At 48.4% G+C, this 19561-nt stretch carries 11 protein-coding genes; 2 read left to right on the forward strand and 9 right to left on the reverse strand.

Annotated elements, in window-relative coordinates:
• Positions 1–25: 25 nt before the first annotated feature.
• The 8 genes from MYF79_RS19980 to MYF79_RS20015 form a co-directional block, all read right to left on the reverse strand.
• Positions 26–1303 (reverse strand): hypothetical protein, encoded by a 1278-nt coding sequence (locus MYF79_RS19980; protein ID WP_247809411.1) that lies wholly within the window; start codon positions 1301–1303, stop codon positions 26–28.
• Positions 1304–1879: 576 nt separating this feature from the next.
• Positions 1880–2410, reverse strand: coding sequence for a hypothetical protein (locus MYF79_RS19985; protein ID WP_247809412.1), 531 nt, complete (start codon positions 2408–2410; stop codon positions 1880–1882).
• 84 nt (positions 2411–2494) lie between these two features.
• Positions 2495–3916, reverse strand: coding sequence for an efflux transporter outer membrane subunit (locus tag MYF79_RS19990; protein ID WP_247809413.1), 1422 nt, complete (start codon positions 3914–3916; stop codon positions 2495–2497).
• Positions 3913–7101: an efflux RND transporter permease subunit gene (locus MYF79_RS19995; RefSeq protein ID WP_247809420.1), complete on the reverse strand. Its 3189-nt coding sequence runs from the start codon at positions 7099–7101 to the stop codon at positions 3913–3915. The genes MYF79_RS19990 and MYF79_RS19995 overlap by 4 nt, the downstream gene beginning before the upstream one ends.
• A 45-nt stretch (positions 7102–7146) precedes the next feature.
• Positions 7147–8289, reverse strand: a complete 1143-nt coding sequence (locus tag MYF79_RS20000; RefSeq protein ID WP_247809421.1) for an efflux RND transporter periplasmic adaptor subunit — start codon at positions 8287–8289, stop codon at positions 7147–7149.
• A 304-nt stretch (positions 8290–8593) separates the two neighbouring features.
• A complete protein-coding gene (locus MYF79_RS20005) occupies positions 8594–9175 on the reverse strand; it encodes a TetR/AcrR family transcriptional regulator (protein ID WP_247809422.1) in 582 nt (193 codons plus the stop codon).
• Between the two features lie 80 nt (positions 9176–9255).
• Complete coding sequence (locus MYF79_RS20010) at positions 9256–10368, reverse strand: hypothetical protein (protein WP_247809424.1); 1113 nt, start codon at positions 10366–10368, stop codon at positions 9256–9258.
• Between the two features lie 334 nt (positions 10369–10702).
• Positions 10703–14806 (reverse strand): glycosyl hydrolase family 95 catalytic domain-containing protein, encoded by a 4104-nt coding sequence (locus MYF79_RS20015; RefSeq protein WP_247809426.1) that lies wholly within the window; start codon positions 14804–14806, stop codon positions 10703–10705.
• A 162-nt stretch (positions 14807–14968) separates the two neighbouring features.
• Here MYF79_RS20015 and MYF79_RS20020 point away from each other — a divergent pair, with 162 nt between their 5' ends.
• Entirely contained in the window at positions 14969–16168 is a 1200-nt protein-coding gene (locus tag MYF79_RS20020; protein ID WP_247809428.1) for a hypothetical protein, read from the forward strand.
• Positions 16165–16986, forward strand: a complete 822-nt coding sequence (locus MYF79_RS20025) for an N-acetylmuramoyl-L-alanine amidase (protein WP_247809430.1) — start codon at positions 16165–16167, stop codon at positions 16984–16986. Before MYF79_RS20020 ends, MYF79_RS20025 begins: the two co-directional genes overlap by 4 nt.
• A gap of 293 nt (positions 16987–17279) precedes the next feature.
• Here the strand turns inward: MYF79_RS20025 and MYF79_RS20030 are convergent, their stop codons facing one another.
• The gene (locus MYF79_RS20030; protein WP_247809431.1) at positions 17280–19235 is read right to left on the reverse strand and encodes a KUP/HAK/KT family potassium transporter; all 1956 of its coding nucleotides are present in this window, start codon (positions 19233–19235) and stop codon (positions 17280–17282) included.
• Positions 19236–19561 lie beyond the last annotated feature (326 nt).

The raw sequence follows: 19561 nt of genomic DNA on the forward strand, positions 1-19561 counted from the left end.
TCTTTTACTTGTGACAAACACCCCGTCAGGAACAGGCTTTGATCAATATCATAAATACGATTACAGCCAGGGCAATGTAACCTATCTCTCTTGATCTCTTCGCATTAGCATCGTCAGTATCGTGCCCATCTACAACAGGTGCCCTGTCTTCATTGAAGATCTGAAACTTCGCCTGAGACAACAGTTCCAGTGTTTCCGCTTCCAGTCCCTGGATACGTTCTGCCATTTCTATATAGCTCATCGCTGCATCCTTATTCCGGTGATGCTTCCAGATATTGCCTCCCAATGTGCTCAGTTTAATAGCCAGGCGATATTTGATCGACTTGTACTTCCCCTCCAATGCGCTGATAGCAGCAATATCAATGTGTTTGTCGACCCAGATCTTCACACCTACTACATTCGTCTGCGGATTAGCAGCTGCTTCCACGATCTGGGACAATAGCCTGATAAGCTCCAGGTATTGGTTCACCACCGGATCATCTCCGTTTGCTGCTTTGATATCCTGCTCAATATTCAATAGTACTTCGTAATCTTTTACAATTGTCTCCTTTGCTACGCCATCGATCTTCAGCAATAGTATATCCTGGTGCAATTGTTTGGCGACAGGCAGATTGGCTCTCGTGTTATTGATCTCTACCGAGAAGTTCCGCAGGGCAATCGCCATCTTATTGCGTAGCTCCTGGAAATAGGGAGGCAGTGTGTTTAAACGCTCTTTGTCCATCAATATCTTTGCACGTTCCACAACCGCGTTGATATCAATTTCTTTCTTTGTGTCCTTTACTTCTTCCGTTAGTGCCAGCACGTCTTCCACCTGCCTGACAAGGGCATTTCGCAGGGTCTTGTAAGATGCTTCCGTATCATCTGGTACTATAACAGGATCAATCGCCGTCAATTGACTGAATGAGCCATCGTTCCGCTGCCAGGCTTTCCATAACATGCTGTCGTAAGCAGCGGCGAAATAAGGGCTTATAAAGCGTACAAAATCAGGCAGTTTGTAGATGCTCTCATGGCGGAAAGCAGTAAAGAAGCCTTCATCACCCTGCAGGAGGAATTTGCTCAGCGCAGCATGATTGGCGATGAAATGATAAAACTCCAGCTTATCGCGCTGTTCCAATTCATCGATCGCACGTTCACAGTCGGCCCGGGTCAGTTGTTGTCCATGGTAATCAAAAAAGCCATCATCTGAGAGCTCTATTTCCGCGAGTACGGCCTTTCTGCCCCTTTTTACAAGGGTGTCGTCAATGGTGGTGAGGTCTGTGGCAGCCAGGTGAAGGATCTCGACTGGATTAATAAATTGCGTCATAGTGTATTGTCCGGTAAAGGGGATACAGGGATTTTATAAAACATAAAAATATTAATATATTCTATACAGCGGGGAATAATTTCTATTGGCAGGTTAATGTATTGATCTTCAATCGGCTTCCTGCATACTCATTACTTTCGACGGAAGGTTCTGATTATCTTCATCTACTGGTGGTTATATCGATATTCAATCAACTTTCCGCATACTCAATTACTTTCGACGGATGGTCCTGATTATCTGCATCTACTGGTGGTTATATCGATATTCAATCAACTTTCCGCATACTCAATTACTTTCGACGGATGGTCCTGATTATCTGCATCTACTGGTGGTTATATCGATATTCAATCAGCTTTCCGCATACTCATTATTTTCGACGGAAGGTTCTGATTATCTGCATCTACAGGTGGTTATATTGATGCTCAATCAGCTTCCGCATACTCATTACTTTCGACGGATGGTCCTGATTATCTGCATCTACTGGTGGTTATATCGATATTCAATCAGCCATCTACATCGTTACAATTTCTCAAAGAGGCTAACAACGCGCTTGTATTCCGTATAGTAAGTTGAATCTCAATCGGCCATCAACATCCTCATTACCTCCCACAGGTGCTCACAACTATCCAGGTCTTTCACCGGTGAAAGACCCAGTATGTTTTTCCTGATCTGATTGAGGCTACTCAGGCCGGGTAAGGCGCCATCAGGGTGTGCAAGCAGGCAGGCCAGGGCGGTCTTGAGTACGGTGGCTTTTACCCGCATGCTATGAGGGGAATACCGTGCGGGATGAAGATGGATATATTTTCCCGGCTCATTACCCGGTAAAAGCACCCAGCGGGAAGTATCAGACAGGACGATCTCCACGTATCCACCGTTTGCCTTCAGCCATTCGAGGTAAGCTGCTTCATCAGTGATGCCGGCCTCCTGCACCTTAGCCGTGACCTCTTCAAAAAGGGCTGGGATATCGAGGTCGCCATAGTAAATATCCATTTGAGAATTGCCCAGCACTTTCAACCGGCCGGGAAGAGTGTCTGGTGTCATCTTCCCCAGTTCCCGGTGGATGTACGCACGATGATGCTTGAGTGCATTGAAAAGGATGTTGGACATCTTCATTGATGATAAGCGAACTTGTATAAACAGAAAAACGCCACAAAAATGTGACGTTTTCCCGAATATACAAGTAATGTATATTTATCGCCAACCGCCCCCGAGGGAACGGTAAAGATCTACCACTGCATACAGCTGATCTCTTTTGAGATTGCTGATCTCCAGCTCACTTTGTAATACGTTGCTTTGTGCCACAATCACTTCCAGGTAGGTAGCCCTGCCGCTCTCGAACAGCTGATTGGCATTGTGTACCGCCTGTTGTAATGCCTGCACTTTATTGGACGCAATATCATATTGCGATTTCAGTTTTTCGATCTTCACCAGGGCATCAGACACCTCTCCTACTGCATCCAGCACATTCTGTCTGAAGCGGATCACGGATTGTTCTCTTTCGATCTTCGCCACTTCAAACTGTGTTTTCAGCTCCTTACGGGCAAACAGGGGCTGTGTAATACCTGCTGTTGCCAGTCCGAAGAGGGATGAAGGGATCTGGAACCACTCGCTGAACTTCACCGCGTTGATACCTCCCTGGGCTGTAATGGTCAGGGAAGGATACATCCTGGCTTTGGTTACGCCTACTTTGGCATTGGCCATTGTCAGGGCCAGCTCGCTGCTTCTTACGTCCGGCCTGCGGCTCAGCATATCAGAAGGAATACCGGTAGACAGTTTGTCGGTCAGCGGATATTCATTCAGCCTGGTATGCCTTTCTATTGCTGCAGGCAATTCTCCTGAGAGGATGCGGAGTGCGTTTTCCTGTACCGCCATATTCTGCTCTATCTGCGGAATAAGCTGTGCGGCTGTAAGCTGTTGCGCTTCGGCCTGTTGTACAGCCACCAGCGTTACCTGTCCGGCGTCATACTGCAGGCGGATAATCCGCAGGGTGCTGTCGTTCAGTTTAAGATTACGCTGCGCTACTTCCATCTGTTCATCCAGCATCAGCAGGTTGTAGTAGGCCTTTGAAACGGTGCTCACGAGGTCTGTCTGCAACAGTTTCTTCGACTCTTCGGTTTGCAGGTACGCGGCTAAAGCCGACTTCTTCTGGTTACGGATCTTACCCCAGATATCTGCTTCCCATGAAAACTGCAGGTTAGCGTTATAATCTTCCAGGTGTTGTGTGCCCAGGAAGTTACTGAGGCTGATACCGTTCAGACTATTGTCGGAAGGCCTGGTGGTACCTGCCGTCACATTCAGTGTGGCGGAAGGTACATTGAGCAGTTTCGCCTGTCTTAACTGCAGCTTTGCAGTTTCGATATTCAGCAGGGCGATCTGCATATCATAATTCTTACGAATAGCGTTGTCTATCAGGCTTTTCAGGGTAGCGTCCGCAAAGAAGTTCTCCCAGGGAAGACTTGCGATGCTGGCTGTATCCGTTGTCTGAACACCATTCCTGAAAGCAGCAGGCAGTTCCGGCTGCGGGGTAGGTGTATCTTTGGACACTTTACATGCCTCCAAGAATCCTGCTCCTATTAACCCTATTAAAAAATACTTATTTATCTGTGCTCTCATACTAATTCCGGTTTAACGGCTTTCGCCTTTTCATTGTTAACAACGGCAGGTGATTTGCCGGTGATCTTCTCCTGGAGGAACTGGAATATCACAAACAACACAGGAATCACGAACAATCCCAGTACTACTCCGCTCACCATACCTCCTGCTGCACCAATACTGATAGAGTGGTTACCGATAGCAGAAGGACCGTTGTCGCTCATCATTGGTATCAGACCTACCACGAATGCCAATGAGGTCATGAGGATAGGACGTAACCTCAGCCTTGCTGCTTCAATAGCTGCAAACACCAGGTTCTTACCCGCACGTCTTCTCTGGCTGGCATATTCTACGATCAGGATGGCGTTCTTGGCCAGCAACCCGATCAACATTACCAGGGCTACCTGTACATAGATATTGTTGGAGATATCAGTGTAACGGATAGACAGGAATACGCCGAGGATACCGGTAGGAATGGACAGGATCACCGCCAGTGGCAGGATATAGCTTTCATATTGTGCTGCCAGCAGGAAGTATACGAACAACAGACAGAGTGAGAAGATGATCACTGATTGTCCGCTGGAAGAGATCTCTTCCCTTGTCATACCGGAGAATTCATAAGAATAACCGGTAGGCAGGTAACTGGCTGCTACTTCTTCTACTGCCTTGATCGCGTCACCGGAACTGAAGCCCGGTTTGGAGATCACGTTCAGACTGATAGAGTTAAACAGGTTATAGCGGGAAGTATTTTCCGGGCCGAATACACGTTTTAAGTTCACCAGTGATTTCACGGGCACCATTTCATTCAGCCTGTTCTTCACGAAGATACCGTCCATAGATGTTGGCGCAGCACGTTCGTCTTTTTCAGCCTGCAGCATTACCCTGTAGTATTTACCGAAACGGTTGAAATCTGCCGCCTGTGTACTACCGAAGTAAGCGCCCATTGTGGTCAGGATGTCTTTTACATTCACGCTCAGCTGCTCTGCTTTTTCCGCATCTACTTCAATTTCATACTGCGGATAATCAGCTCTGAAAGTGGTGAATGCAAATGCTATTTCGGGACGTTTCATCAACTCCCCGATAAAGCCATAAGCTACACCGGCGAATTTGTCCAGTTTTCCTGAAGTTTTGTCCTGCAGCACCATATCCAATGCATCTACGTTACTGAAACCGGGCACAGTTGGGAATGTGAACACGAAGAAACTTGCGTCCTGGATGGTAGCGAGTTTTCCTCTTACCTGGTCCATGATGGCGTTGATGTCTTTCACCGGTCCCCTTTCCTTCGCATCTTTCAGCAGGATGAATGCCACACCGGCGTTAGGGCTGGAAGCGGAGGTCAGGATGTTGAAACCAGACAATCCCATCAGGGTTCTTTTAGATGGCAGATCGCCCAGTACTGATTCCACCTGCTTGATCACAGCGGTGGTCCTGTCGAGGGACGCGCCTGGCTGCATAGACATGGAGATAGCGATGAAACCCTGGTCTTCAGAAGGAATGAAGCCTGTAGGCGTTTTTCTTACCAGGTAAACGGTAGAAACGATCACTATTACAAGTCCCACAATGCTCACCCATTTGTGACGGATCAGGAAGCGAAGACTGTCAACATATTTACCTGTCAGACGATCAAAGCCGGTGTTAAAGCCTGCAAAGAATTTCTCTTTGAAGGTCAGTTTATGGTTTTTGTCGTGCGGATCACCATGATGATGTACTTCTTTCAGGAACAATGCCGCCAGTGCAGGGCTCAATGTCAGGGCGTTCACGGCAGAGATCACGATCGCGATCGCCAGTGTGAAGGCGAACTGACGGTAGAACACGCCGGTAGAACCTTCCATGAAACCTACGGGCAGGAACACGGCTGACATTACGAGTGTAATGGACACGATGGCGCCGCTGATCTCGCTCATAGCGGATACAGTCGCTTCTCTTGGTCCCATATGTTTCTTCTCCATTTTCGAGTGTACCGCTTCGACGACGACGATGGCGTCGTCCACTACGATACCGATGGCGAGTACCAGGGCGAAAAGTGTCAGCAGGTTGATAGAGAAGCCCAGCAGGGAGATAAAGAAGAAGGTACCGATGATGGCCACAGGCACGGCAATAGCCGGGATCAGCGTAGAGCGGAAATCCTGCAGGAAAATGAATACCACAATGAATACCAGGATAAATGCTTCAATGAGCGTATGTTTCACCTGTTCAATAGACAGGTCAAGTGTATCCTTGGTATTGTAGAGGATCAGGTGTTTTACTCCTTTCGGGAAATCCTTTGACAGTTTATCCATCAGTTTCATGATGGAGATCTGGATCTCGTTGGAGTTGGAACCTGCCAGCTGGAAAGCGGCGATGTTGATACCGGGCTTGCCATTTACGCGGGTATAGTTACCGTAGGTGTAAGCGCCAAATTCAACCCTGGCCACATCTTTCAGGCGCAGCATAGAACCGTCGCCGTTGGACCTGATCACGATGTTCTCATAGTCTTCGGGTTTGGTCAGCTTACCTTTATATTTTATAACGTATTCGAAAGATTCCGTGCTGCTTTCACCAAATTTACCGGGAGCAGCTTCGAGGCTTTTATCCTGTATAGCAGCCGTTACATCTCTCGGAGTGAGGTTGTAGGCAGCCATCTGTTTAGGATTCAGCCAGATCCTCATGGAGTAGTCTTTGTTACCACCGAAGATGATGGACTGTCCTACACCGGGAATCCTTTTGATCTCAGGGATGATGTTGATCTGTGCATAGTTGGCCAGGAATGTCTGGTCGTATACCTTAGGATCTTCTGAGTACATGTCTACCACCATCAGCAAGCTATTCTGCTGTTTAGCGGTGGTCACACCTGCCTGTACCACTTCGGCAGGCAACTGTGCGGTAGCCTGGGCCACCCTGTTCTGTACGTTCACAGCCGCCTGGTCGGGGTCTGTACCGAGTTTAAAGAATACGGTGATCACCAGTGAACCGTCGTTACTCGCAGTGGATGTCATGTATATCATGTTCTCCACCCCGTTGATCGATTCCTCCAGTGAAGGCGCTACCGAACGCAGGATCGTTTCTGCGTTGGCGCCCGGGTATAATGCTGTTACCTGCACTGCCGGAGGGGCAATGTCCGGGAACTTCTGCAAGGGCAGCTTCGCGAGACCGAGCACCCCGAGTATAACCATTATGATAGAGATCACCGTTGCGAGAACGGGTCTTTCAATGAATTTCTTAAGCATGTGTATTTATTTTAGGAGAAAGACAAGCAGCATACCAGGATCAGATCATCCTTTTGCTACCGGTTTTGCCTTTTCCGGTTTGATTTCTGTACCTTCTTTCAGACGGTCCACTCCAGTTATTACGATTACGTCACCGGCTTTCACGCCGTCTTTTACCAGGTACTGATTACCACTAGTGCCTATAATGGTGATGGCCTGGCGGGTGATCTTGTTGTCTTTACCAACGGTGTATACAAACACCCTGTCCTGTACTTCGATAGTAGCTGCCTGTGGTACCAGGAGCGCCTCTTTAAACTGACGCTGCAGTCTTACTTTACCGGTATTGCCTGTACGGATAGTGCCTTTTTCGTTAGGGAAAACGGCCCTTAAGGTGATAGCGCCGGTATTCTTTTCGAACTGTCCGTCGATCATATCTACTTTACCTTTCTTTTCATAGATATGATTATCGGCCAGTACCAGTTCTGCAGGCGGCAGATTTCTCAGTTTTTCTTCCAGCGTAGTACCGGCATAGTTATCTTTAAAAGTGAAGAAATCGCTTTCACTCAGGGAGAAGTATGCATAGATCTCGTGTACGTCTGAAAGTTTGGTCAGCGGCTCAGGATCGTTGAGAGAAATGAGTGCGCCGGCCTTTTTAGGGATCCTGCCGATATATCCGCTTACAGGAGCGGTAATATTCGTATAACCGAGGTTGATAGATGCGGCAGCTACCAGTGCTTTCGCCTGTTCAACGTTGGCGGTGGCCACTTCATACGCCGTTTTAGCAGTGCGCAGCTGTATATCAGATACTACTTTGTTGGCTACGAGCGGCGTTACTTTGTCTACCTCCAGCTGTGCATTGAGTACGGCTGCTTCGGCTGCGTGCAGGGAAGCTTTTGCATTGTTCAGCTGCTCACGGTAACGGTGGTCGTCTATTTTAAATAATGGCTGACCTGCCTTTACGTAAGCGCCTTCATCTACATATACTTTCTCCAGGTAACCGTCTACCTGTGAACGGATCTCTACGTTTACCTTTCCTTCCAGTGATGCTGTATAATCGTTCTGCGTGTTGGCGTCTGCGGCACCAATCGTCACAACTTCCGCCGGCACAGCGGTAGGGGCTTCATTATGGGCAGACGAAGACTTACAGCTGTATAATCCTGACAGGATTAGTCCTACGAGCAAGCTCCAAATTAATACGTCTTTTTTCATGTTCTATTGATTGTGTGTAATTGACAAAGAGATCCCCGGTTCGCATAATAATATGCAAATCGGTACTGAACAGTAAATGCAATGCAAGGCCGTAATCGATGCTCAGAGAGCAATGATCACAGTTTGTAGTTGTTGAAGGTAAAGCGAGCGATTAAGGCGAGATGGTCAGATCATCACCTGTACGAAACGACCCTGTTAAGGGTTGGCATTCTCATTTATTATATTTAAAGATGCTATACATCGGTAGCAGCTGTTTCTGAAATGAGCGTTCCAAAATTACACAAAAAAAATCTTCAAATGCAACTCAATTTCTCAAATGTTTTTTCGTATAGGCTGCCATTTCTTTTATCAGGTCAGCATCTTTAAACTGAATAAATGATTGTTTCCAGCCACAGAAGCCGTTAAAGATAATATGAGCAAGCACCGAAGGATTCTTATCATGAGCAATTTCCCCCTGTTCTTTTGCCCTGCTTAGTAGATCGGTAAAAAGGCCGATCGTTCTATCACTTGTCTGTTTAATAATGCGGCGAACTTCTTCATCGTCGCCGGCCAGTTCGAAGGAGGACTTCATGCCCATACAGCACTTACAATCGTAGATTGTACCCGTCACGTAAACATCAATGATCCTTTCCATCGTTTGCAGGGGTGTCAGGTCCTTCAGTTTTAAAACTGATTCATAATCCTGTGCTGCGAGGTATCCGTATGTTCTCAGGCATTCCAGGAAGAGGTTATGTTTGTCGCCAAAAGAGTTATACAAACTACTCCTGTTGATCTGCATGGCATCCACCAGGTCCTGCATGGAAGTGGCATTGTAGCCCTTCTCCCAGAACACATCCAGTGCTTTTGCGATCTTTTCTTCAGGAATAAATTCTTTATCTCTGGCCATAACGAGGACAAAGATACATTCTGAAACGAACGTTCCAAAATAAATTTTCTTTATACCCCCTTATGGCCAGTCCGATATCTTTATAATCTTATCGAGAAGCCCAGGTTGATGGTGTAATCAGCGAAGGCGGCATCGCCATTCACCTTGTTGGTGGGGGTACTCCTTTCCTTATCAGTCACGCTTTGCAGCCTGTCGCGGCGCAGGGCAACAGGTACTCCCAGGTAGAGGCTGCTCCTTTTCATGGCGTAGGACACAGTGGGTTCCAGGGACAGGACATAGCCCGGCCGGCGGAAATCGCCGCTCCCTCCTACCAGGTCATGCACCGGAATACCTTCTATCCTGGCGCCCAGTGAAGCGGTGATACTACGGAGCATATAATTTACCCCTGCCCTGGCCATATATTGGTCAGGTACGCTGCAGATAGCCTCGTTGGCGAGGGCCGGCGTCAGGGTTTCCCTGTAGGTTCGGGTGCCGTTCTGTTCTCTCGGGTTGACCAGGTAATAGAAATTGCCATATATACCAAAGTGACGGGAGAAGTACTGGTAAGCGTTTAATTCAACGGTTAGCCCGGTACCGCCATCTCCCAGCTGGATGGACTGGTCGACGGTACGGAGCTCCTTGGTTCCGTTCGGGCCTACATTGTACCAATAGTCTTTGTAGTTGTAGTCGCCCGTAGCAAACTTGATACCCAGGCCCGCCTGGATATTCCCCATTTTATGTTTTTCTGGGTCCAGCAGCCAGCGGTAAACGGCCACCCTGATATCGCCCAGACCATAGGAATGCATGCTGTGGCGCTGATTATAGTTATTGACGCCATTCACCAGGCCATGTTCATAGAGGGAAGACCTGGAGTTGATCAGCAGCGGTACGTCTACCATTATGCTCCAGTGTTTATCTAATAAACGGGTCAGGCTGAAGTCGATGGCTGTCTGGTGGTTGATCACTTCTGTACCATTGAGCACTCTCTCCTTTTGCTCTTCCGCGCCTTTAAAATGTTTGTAAGACTTGAAATACCTTGCACCGGTGTTAAAGATCCATTTGTCGTTCCGGCTTTCCTGCTGCGTTTCCGGGTGGGTAAGCATACATGAGGGCGCCCCGGTACTGCGGATAGCGACACAGCCCTGTGCTTTTGACTGGTAGGAAATACCTGCGAATACCGCTGACAGGCAAACGGCTGATAAAATTCTGTTCATACTGTTACTGTTCTATTTGTGATAATGGGAAGCGTAATTCATTGTTCAATAGCTGCGTGCCATTCCAATAGCTGTATGCCATTCGAATTCAATTGTTCACCACATGACTAAATATAAGGTACAGCGCTCTTTAATGCTGACTGTTAATGACCATGACGTATGATATTGGCTGATAATGCGATCTATACACTCGAAATATAGAGAATATTTCAGAAAAAAAAGAAATAATCTCCCATTGCGGGGAATGCGGGTTGTATCAAATTTTTATCGTCCTTCCGGTAAATACCGGACGCTAAGATCATTGCTGTTCCGGAGATTAATTCAATAGCCTTTTCTATTGTACAGCGGTCAGCTTGTTGTCGCCAATATCAATAAAGCTGCAATCTTCCAATCTTATGAGATCTTCTATTCTTTTGAGAGCAGCGGAGGTTTCGATAATATTCCCCGTGAGCTTCAGGTTGGATGTGCATTTTGCGGCCAGCAGGGCATCTTTCTGCAGGATAAAATAGTTTTCAGATACGCTTATGTTGTTATGAACGGCTGTCTTACAGACAATTTTATTTTCAGGATGGATATTGATCACGGGTTCACCACAGCTGATAAAACGGTTGTTGCGGATGGTCAAATCTTTCACCAATCCGGACTCATACCAGCCGGAAGCATCATCATTTACAAAGATGCCACTCATCTGTGTGCGGTCGATGGTGTTATGCTCTATCACTGTCTTTCTACGGGTGGTGGCCAGTATACCTCTTGTCGGAATCCTGTTGATAGTGCTATGATGCACCCAGAGCTCCGGCGTAGCCGTCGTATTTTCAACAGCATCTCCCGGCTTTACAGCATTGGAGATCTTCCGCTTCAGTGTGAGCAGGATCTCTTTGTCGTTCAGCCTGCGGGCGTTAAGCACCTTATTATCTTCAATAGCCAATAAACTCCCTGTATTGATGAAAGCGATACTGTCACCCGCAGTGAAAGCGTTGAAGCCGAAGGTTTGCGGATGCATAAAGCGTACCTGTACCCTATTGGGAGCAAGTACCTTCGTGATCTTCAGGTGAGTGCCATGTACATTGATAGCGTCATCGTTGGCGGCAGAGAGATAAGCGTTACTTATTTCTATTTTACCACTGCATCCGGAGAAATGCAGGATATCGGCCCAGGCGGCACAGGTACGGCCACTGTTCTCCGCAGGTCTGACAATGATGCTGTCCATTTTTATCTGATGGCAATACTGGCTGACCACACCCATGCCATGCATAAAGTTGATACGGATATTTTTTAGCCGGACGTTCTCACTGTACTGCAGCAGGAGGCCAGCACAATCGCGGGTGACGTCCCTGTTCTGGTAGATAGCGCCGGTGTCAAAGCCGGGATTCTTCCTGAAGGAAATACGCACTGTACTATCAGGCAGTAAGGAAAAGCGGAGGCCTTTCATTTCTATGTTTGCACGCGACAGCTGGTTGGTTTGCGGATGCAATACCTGCCAGTAGTTGCCCGGCCGGTAAGTCCAAGCCTCACCTATCCAGGTAAGCAAGCTGTCTTTAATACTGAATTTTGAATCGGGATGCACTTTTACATTCACGTAGTCAGCGCCAGCCTCTGTTACTATCCATTCAGAAACGGTGGGCCGCTGATAATCATAGCTACATCCTTCCAGGGTGATGTTCCGGGAATTATTGACGAAGGTCTCTATCATTTTACCGTGCATGACAAATGCAGCATCTCTTGCGGCTACCTGTACGAAGCTGCAGCTATCCAGCATCAGGGCGATGGCTTTCGGTTCAAGCGGTTTGTCGTTGGTATTGGAGATATGCAATGCCTGTTTGAATGCCCCACCGGGATAGATGTCATACTTTCCCGGAGCGAATGTCACCTTTACCGGTTGTGCAGCTGTTCCCCTGGCCATCAGCAACAGGGATTCGTGAAATGTCCCGGGCATCACTTCTACAACATCGCCGGGAGCCAGCTGTAATTGGTTCACCGGCAGGAATGTCTTCCATGCCTGTGCGGATTGTGCCCCGCTGTTGTTATCATTGCCGTTTACCGGATCTATATAATAGGTCGTATTGCCCGGAGATGCCTGCCTGTTTTTAAAGGAAGGATATAGTGAAGCCTTACTGCCCGCAGCCGGCCGGCTGCTTTGAACAGCGGCAGCCTGCCTGCCGGCGCCTTCAGCTTCAAAAGAGTATAATGTGCCGGCCTTTGTTTCAAAGCTATACTGGTAACCATTGGACGTATTCCTGGCAGGGTATTTACCAGCAGATGTTAATGCATTGGGAGCGATCAAGGTACAGGTACCGCCGCTCTTTGACCTGATCAGCAGTCTTGTTATCTTCCCATCTTTCCACTGCATCTCCACGATCTCAAAGTTTCCCCTGGCGCGAAGCCCCTTTACACTTCCCGTGCTCCATGCCTGCGGAAGTGCCGGTAACAACTGGATAGCGCCGGTCTGGCTTTGCAGCAGCATCTCTGCAACAGCAGCTACATAACCGAAATTGCCATCTATCTGGAAGGGCGGGTGTGCACAGAAAAGATTGTTGTACAGTCCTCCACCCTGGTCATAGTTCACTCCTCCATTTCCTACTGGTCTGAAGAAGTTCCTGAGTATTTTATATGCATGATCGCCATCCTGCAGACGCGCCCAGAAGTTGATCTTCCAGGCCATTGACCATCCGGTGGATTCGTCGCCTCTTGCATTCAGGCTTACCTTTGCCGCCTGCGCCAGTTCGGGTGTTTGCGTCACGCTTATCTGCCTGCCGGGATGCAACGCAAAGAGATGGGACACATGCCTGTGTTTATCATTGGGGTCATCCCTGTCTGTTTCCCATTCCTGCAGCTGTCCCCATTTACCGATCTTAGGCTTCAGGAGATGTTCGCGCATATCGGCCACATGATTGCGATAGGCCGTATCTGTGTGCAGGATATCCGCCGCTTCGATGTAGTTGGTAAAAAGATCGTATACTATTTCCTGGTCGTGGGTCACACCATCTTCCGTAGGCCCGTGTTCGGGCGACCAGCCCATGGGCGCTACCAGTGTTCCGTCGGGACGGCGCTTTAGATGGTCGTCCCAGAAATTCACAATTTCTTTGATGACAGGATATGCGAAGTTCCTGAGATATTCCTTGTCGCGGGTAAAGGCATAGTGTTCCCATAGCCCCTGCGCATACCAGGCGCTGCCCGGTGTATTCCATTTAAAACTGGAGCCGCCGAAGATGTTGTTTTCTGTTTTGACGGTCCATCCTCTTACCCCGGGATATTCTTTTACCGTGCTCTCCTTTTTCACCTCGCGCATACTATTGATGTAATCGAGGTAAGGGATATGGCATTCAGACAGGTTAGCCGGTTCTGCCAGCCAGTAATTCATCTGGATATTAATGTTGGAGTGATAATCGCATCTCCATGGAGGCGTATTGCTTTCATTCCAGAGGCCCTGCAGATTGGCGGGCAGTCCTCCTTTGCGGGAAGAGCTGATCAGGAGATATCTGCCGTATTGGAATAAGAGGGATTGCAGTTCATGATCTGCTTCATCCCAGTTCTTTAACAAGCGCTGCGAAGTAGGCAGTTTACTGAGTGCAGCTGCTGTTGTACCAAGATCCAGTTGCACCCGGTTAAAGAGTTGCTGATAGTCGGCGATATGTTCACTCAATAATACGCTATAGGGAATAGTGGCCGCTGCCAGTGCCTTTTTCACTTCGAGGGCGGGATTTCCACCTCTCCAGTGATTTTCGCGTTTATTACTGTAGTCTGTTGCAGCAGAGAGGAAGATGGTAAAGCTATTTGCATTTTTTATGCGGAGTACGGTGGCCCCGTTAGCGTCCCGCTCAATAGTAACTGTTCCTCCCTTGGTAACTATGCGGGCAGCAGCCTCATAAGACAATCCATTTTCCAGCTTTCCGCCTATGTTCAATGTATTTCCGGTGGCTGTTGTCTGTGCCTGGTGCGCATCAAGAAGGCGGATGGTAGCCGCATACGCGCCCTTCCTGTTACCTGTGCAGGTATAATTCAATACCATGACCTTACGGGGAAAAGAACAGAAATACTCACGTTTAAAAGCGAGCCCGTTCATGGTATACGAGATCCGCTGTACAGATCTGCTGATGTCCAGTTCCCTGCGGTAATCGGCAGGCACAGCCGCGGCAGTATCCAGGCCGTCAAACCTGACAAACAGGTCACCAAAAGCCTGGTAAGCGCCTGTTTCCTCTTCATCTCCCGTCCACAGGCTCTGCTCATTGAACTGGATATGCTCTTCTGCTACTCCGCCGAATACCATGCCTCCTATCCTTCCGTTCCCCATCGGATAGGCGTCTGTCATCCAGGTGCGGGCAGGCATAGCCTCCCAGAGGCGTAATCCTTCTTTGGCAGATGGAGCAGGTGTTTGCGCCGTTGAGGCCATTGTTGTTCCAAACCACATTACAAAATAAAGCCAAAGCGATCGTGTCATTGAATGATGTTTTGCATGAAAGATGTTACCTGTTTACCCGCTAAAGCAGCAAGCGGCGTCCCAAAATAATAAATGTTACGTCAAAGTGAAAAATACCAACTACTTGGTATTGCCGACCGCAGGCTAAAAGGATATATTTGAATCGTTTAAATACCCCATAATATGTTTAACTCAGTTATCCTCGAAGTAGCAATCGGCATCATTTTCCTGTATGTTCTGGTTAGTATGATCTGTACCGCCCTCCGGGAAGGCATAGAAACATTTACCAAGACCCGCGCGGCTTATCTCGAGAGAGGCATACGTGAGTTGCTCCATGACCGGGAAGCACAAAATATTGCCCGAAGCTTTTTCGGGCACCCGATGATCAATAGTCTGTATACATCAGATTATACACCGGGTGAGAATACCCAGACCCCGGGGCTGTTTGACCGCGGAAAGAATTTACCTTCCTATATCCCCTCCAAAAATTTCGCACTTGCCTTAATGGACATTGCCGCCAGAGGCGCCCAAAATAATGCTGTTTCCAGTGATCCAAACGCGACAGAGATGTCGGTAGCCTCTATCCGGGCTAATATCCTGAATATCCAGAACATTCCCGTACAACGGGCGATGTTGACCGCCCTGGATAGTGCCCAGGGAGACCTGGGTCGTTTGCAACAGAACCTGGAAAAGTGGTTTGACAGCAGTATGGACAGAGTATCCGGCTGGTATAAACGTTCCACTCAATGGATCCTTTTCATTATCGGACTGGTTTTAGCTGTTGGTTTGAACATCAATACAATAAAGATTGCAGACTACCTGTTCCGCAATGACGATGCGAGAAAATTAATTGTAACGGAGGCTGAGAATGCATCCAAAGATCCGGCGTTCGCCCAGCGATCTTATACTGAGGCAAAAGATGAACTGGCAGCCCTCAAATTGCCTATTGGATGGGGAAACGGGGTTAATCCGGAGGGAGATGATTACAAAAGCGGCGAGACATGGAACGGCTATCTCATATATGTTTTTGGCTGGTTGCTGACAGCATTGGCAGCCACCCTGGGCGCTCCGTTCTGGTTTGACCTGCTGAACAAGATCATGGTGATCAGGGGGACTGTTAAACCCGCAGAAAAGAGCCAGGAAGAAGGCTCGGAAGACAGGAAAAGCGATAAGCCCAATACTGTCACTATTCAAATGGCAGGAGGCAACGGCGTGGGCAACGGTAACCTGGCCAAACCAGTGGCAGGCAACGGCGCACAGCCCGCTCCACCGGAAGGCGCCGTGACGGACGCACAAAGTGATATTGACAACTGTGTACTGGAGACTGCCGACATTACTTCAGATGAAGATCTACCACAAGCAGAAGGAGGAATTTCAAAATGATACGCGAACTAACATGGTTACCGGCAGTCCTTAAAAATGCCGGGCTTAAGGTGGCCACCGTCGACGGATGGGAAGAAAGAGGCACCAGCAGTGCCATGGGCACCGTGCTTGGCGTGCTTTGCCATCATACCGCAGGCCCGCGGGCAGGCAATATGCCCAGCCTGAATACATTGGTCAAAGGCACCAGCAGGGTACCCGGACCGTTAGCGCAGCTGGGCCTGGGCAGGGATGGTACTTTCTATGTGGTGGCTGCGGGCAAATGCAATCATGCAGGACAAGGGATATGGAAAGGTATCACCAACGGCAACACGCATTTCATTGGCATCGAGGCCGAGAATACGGGGAAAGCTGATGATTTCCCCTGGCCGGAAGTACAGGTCGATGCTTATTGCCGTGGCGTAGCGGCCATACTGAAACATATAGGTAAAGATGCCAGTTTCTGTGCCGGCCATAAGGAGTATGCACTTCCCAAAGGACGCAAACCTGATCCAGATTTCAACATGGATGATTTCCGTAAAAGGGTGGCGGATATTCTCAACGGCATCGCGCCCGATCCGGTATTGATCCCTGATGAAGAACAACCTCATGACGGCACGCCGGGAAGAAAGACCATCCGGCGTGGGGACAAGGGAGAACTGGTAAAGATCATCCAGGGAAAACTTAACCTCCAACAGGATGGCATTTTTGGCGCTAAGACAGAGGCGGCTGTCCGGCAGTTTCAACGTGAGCATAACCTTGTTCCTGATGGCATTGTAGGGCCAAAATCGTGGAAATTATTTGATGCCGTTCAGACACCGGCACAGCCTCAGCCTGCGTGATACCGGCAATTGTACACTGTTTTTACCTGCAATATACTTCTGATTTAACTAAGAGAAATGGTGCAATGCGGACATCCAGGCCCGTACATGTGCTACGCGTAAAAGCGTCTGCATCCTGTTCGGCGGCACAGCAGCTGTTACACCTGCTGCGCGCCCCGAACGGGATGCAGACACCCTTTATCTGAGCACCTGCTGAAAACAGCTTAGTAAGCACTTTTCAGTCAGCTCACTTATTGCACCTGGCATCCCTTTTTCTGAATACCGGGACTGCACAACTCAGATCTGTCAGCGTATCAGTGCTCTCTTCTCAGCGTGATATTCTCTGTCTTACCTAAGATCAGCGGAACATGTTCTGTGACTACGTTATTATAATCCAGTCCATAAGCCTTGGCATCCGGCAGACTTAGTTTGTCGAGAATGAAATGTACCCTCATTACGATGTTTTCCCAGAGGGACAGGTTATTTTCCACCGACAGGAAGCTCTTTAATATCACGAAACGAAAATCTCCCAGCAGGTTGCCATTCTCCGGGTCAAAGTATTTATTCTCGATCTTTATCTCCTTATTCTTCACCATCTCGGAAACTACTTTCTTAAACAGGATATTGATCCGCGGTACAATCCTGAAACCGAGTTTAAAAGTAACATGTACCACTTCCTCAGGCTCGATCACCTGTGCCGTATAGGTGGCGGTATAAGGCTTATCGTCCACGTCGACATGCACGAACCAGTAAAGGTCTGCTCTCTTCGGCTGCTGGTGCAGAATGGAGGCGATCACGCGGTCTTCCACTTTATCCGGTTTATGGGCGCTGGTGAGATATACCAGGTGGGTGGAATATTTCGGTACATCGGCGTCATTGCTCAGCTTCGTCAGCACGGGGATATACTTTTTCAATTCAACAAAATTCCTGTACCTGGCTTTAAATCTCCTGCCGGCATACCATATGTACATGGTACTGATCAGCACAAGACCGATCATCAATGAGAGCCAGCCGCCATGTGCAAATTTGCTCAGGTTCGCCACCAGGAAGGTTACTTCAATCCAGGTGAAGGTCAGGAACAGCAGGGCAACAAGCACCACGTGTACCCGCTGGGTATAGAGATAGAAAGTGAGTAAAACGGTGGTCATCAACATGGTTAAAGTCACCGACAGGCCGAAGGCTGCTTCCATATTGGATGATTCTTTAAAATGCAGCACCATGCCGATACAACCCAGCATCATAAACCAGTTGACAGCAGGTACATATACCTGTCCCCGCATATCGCTGGGGAACTCAATGCGCAGCCTTGGCCAGACATTCAGCCTGATCGCTTCATTGAATAGTGTAAAGGTGCCGGAAAGCAGCGCCTGGCTGGCAATGATAGTGGCGGCAGTCGCTATCACAATACTTGGAATGAGGAACCATTCAGGCACCAAACCATAAAACGCATCTACGGCCGCCAGCTGCTGACCATCATACTTCATCAGTAAGGCTGCCTCTCCGAAATAACAAAGCAGAAGGGCCACCTTAATGAAGATCCAGGCCACCTGTATATTACGTCTGCCTACATGCCCCATATCTGCATATAAGGCTTCTGCCCCTGTTGTACACAGGAAGACGCCGCCCAGTACCCACAGCCCACCAGGGTAGTTGACCACCAACTGGTAAGCATATAGCGGATTAATGGCTTTCAGCACATAAAAATTACCTGCGAGGTTGGTAATACCAAGAATGGCGATCATCCCGAACCAAAGCACCATTGCCGGACCAAAGAAAACACCGATACGGCTGGTACCTGACTGTTGCAAGAGGAACAACACTACCAGGATACCGATCGTAATAGGCATGATAGGCACGTTGGGACTAAGTACCCTTAATCCTTCAATAGCAGAGGTAACCGAAATAGGTGGTGTTATCAGGCTGTCGGCAATCATGAAGCTACCACCGATAATGGCGGGCCACAATACCCATTTGCCATATCTGCGGATCAGGGCATACAGGGAGAAGATTCCGCCTTCTCCATGGTTATCTGCCCGCATGGTGATAAAGACATATTTCAGGGTTGTCTGGAAGAACAGTGTCCAGAAGATAGCTGATACGCCACCTAATACCAATGGTTCTGAAATAGGCCTGTCTCCGATAATTGCCTTGAAAGTATAAAGGGGAGATGTGCCCAGGTCTCCGAAAACGATGCCTAAGGCAAGTAATACGCCTCCCCATTTAAAACGGTCGGGAGCATGTTCGTCTGCTCCGCTGTGTGAGTTGTTCATAGTAAATATAAATGTACTATTCCTGCTTCAGATATTAAATAAAAGAAAGGTTATGCGCCGACTGGCTCGAGCTGCTTGTTCCTGCAAGTTTTCATTTTTCAAGGGCTGTTGATACCGCTGCGACGCCAGTATGGGCCAGCGGGCTGTACCCCTTTGCGAGCACTATGTATTAAGCAATATCAATCGTATGGGCTTTGGAATCACTATTTAACTCCCTTCAATCGTATAGAAGCTCTCCAAGGGCTAATGCCCGCTGACTCCATCTGGCTCGCAGCTGCTTTCTGACTGCTACCTGTTTTTATAAGTTTCCGTTTTTCCGGCGTTGT

Origin of the sequence: Chitinophaga filiformis (genome assembly GCF_023100805.1) — a bacterium.
Lineage (GTDB): Bacteria > Bacteroidota > Bacteroidia > Chitinophagales > Chitinophagaceae > Chitinophaga > Chitinophaga filiformis_B.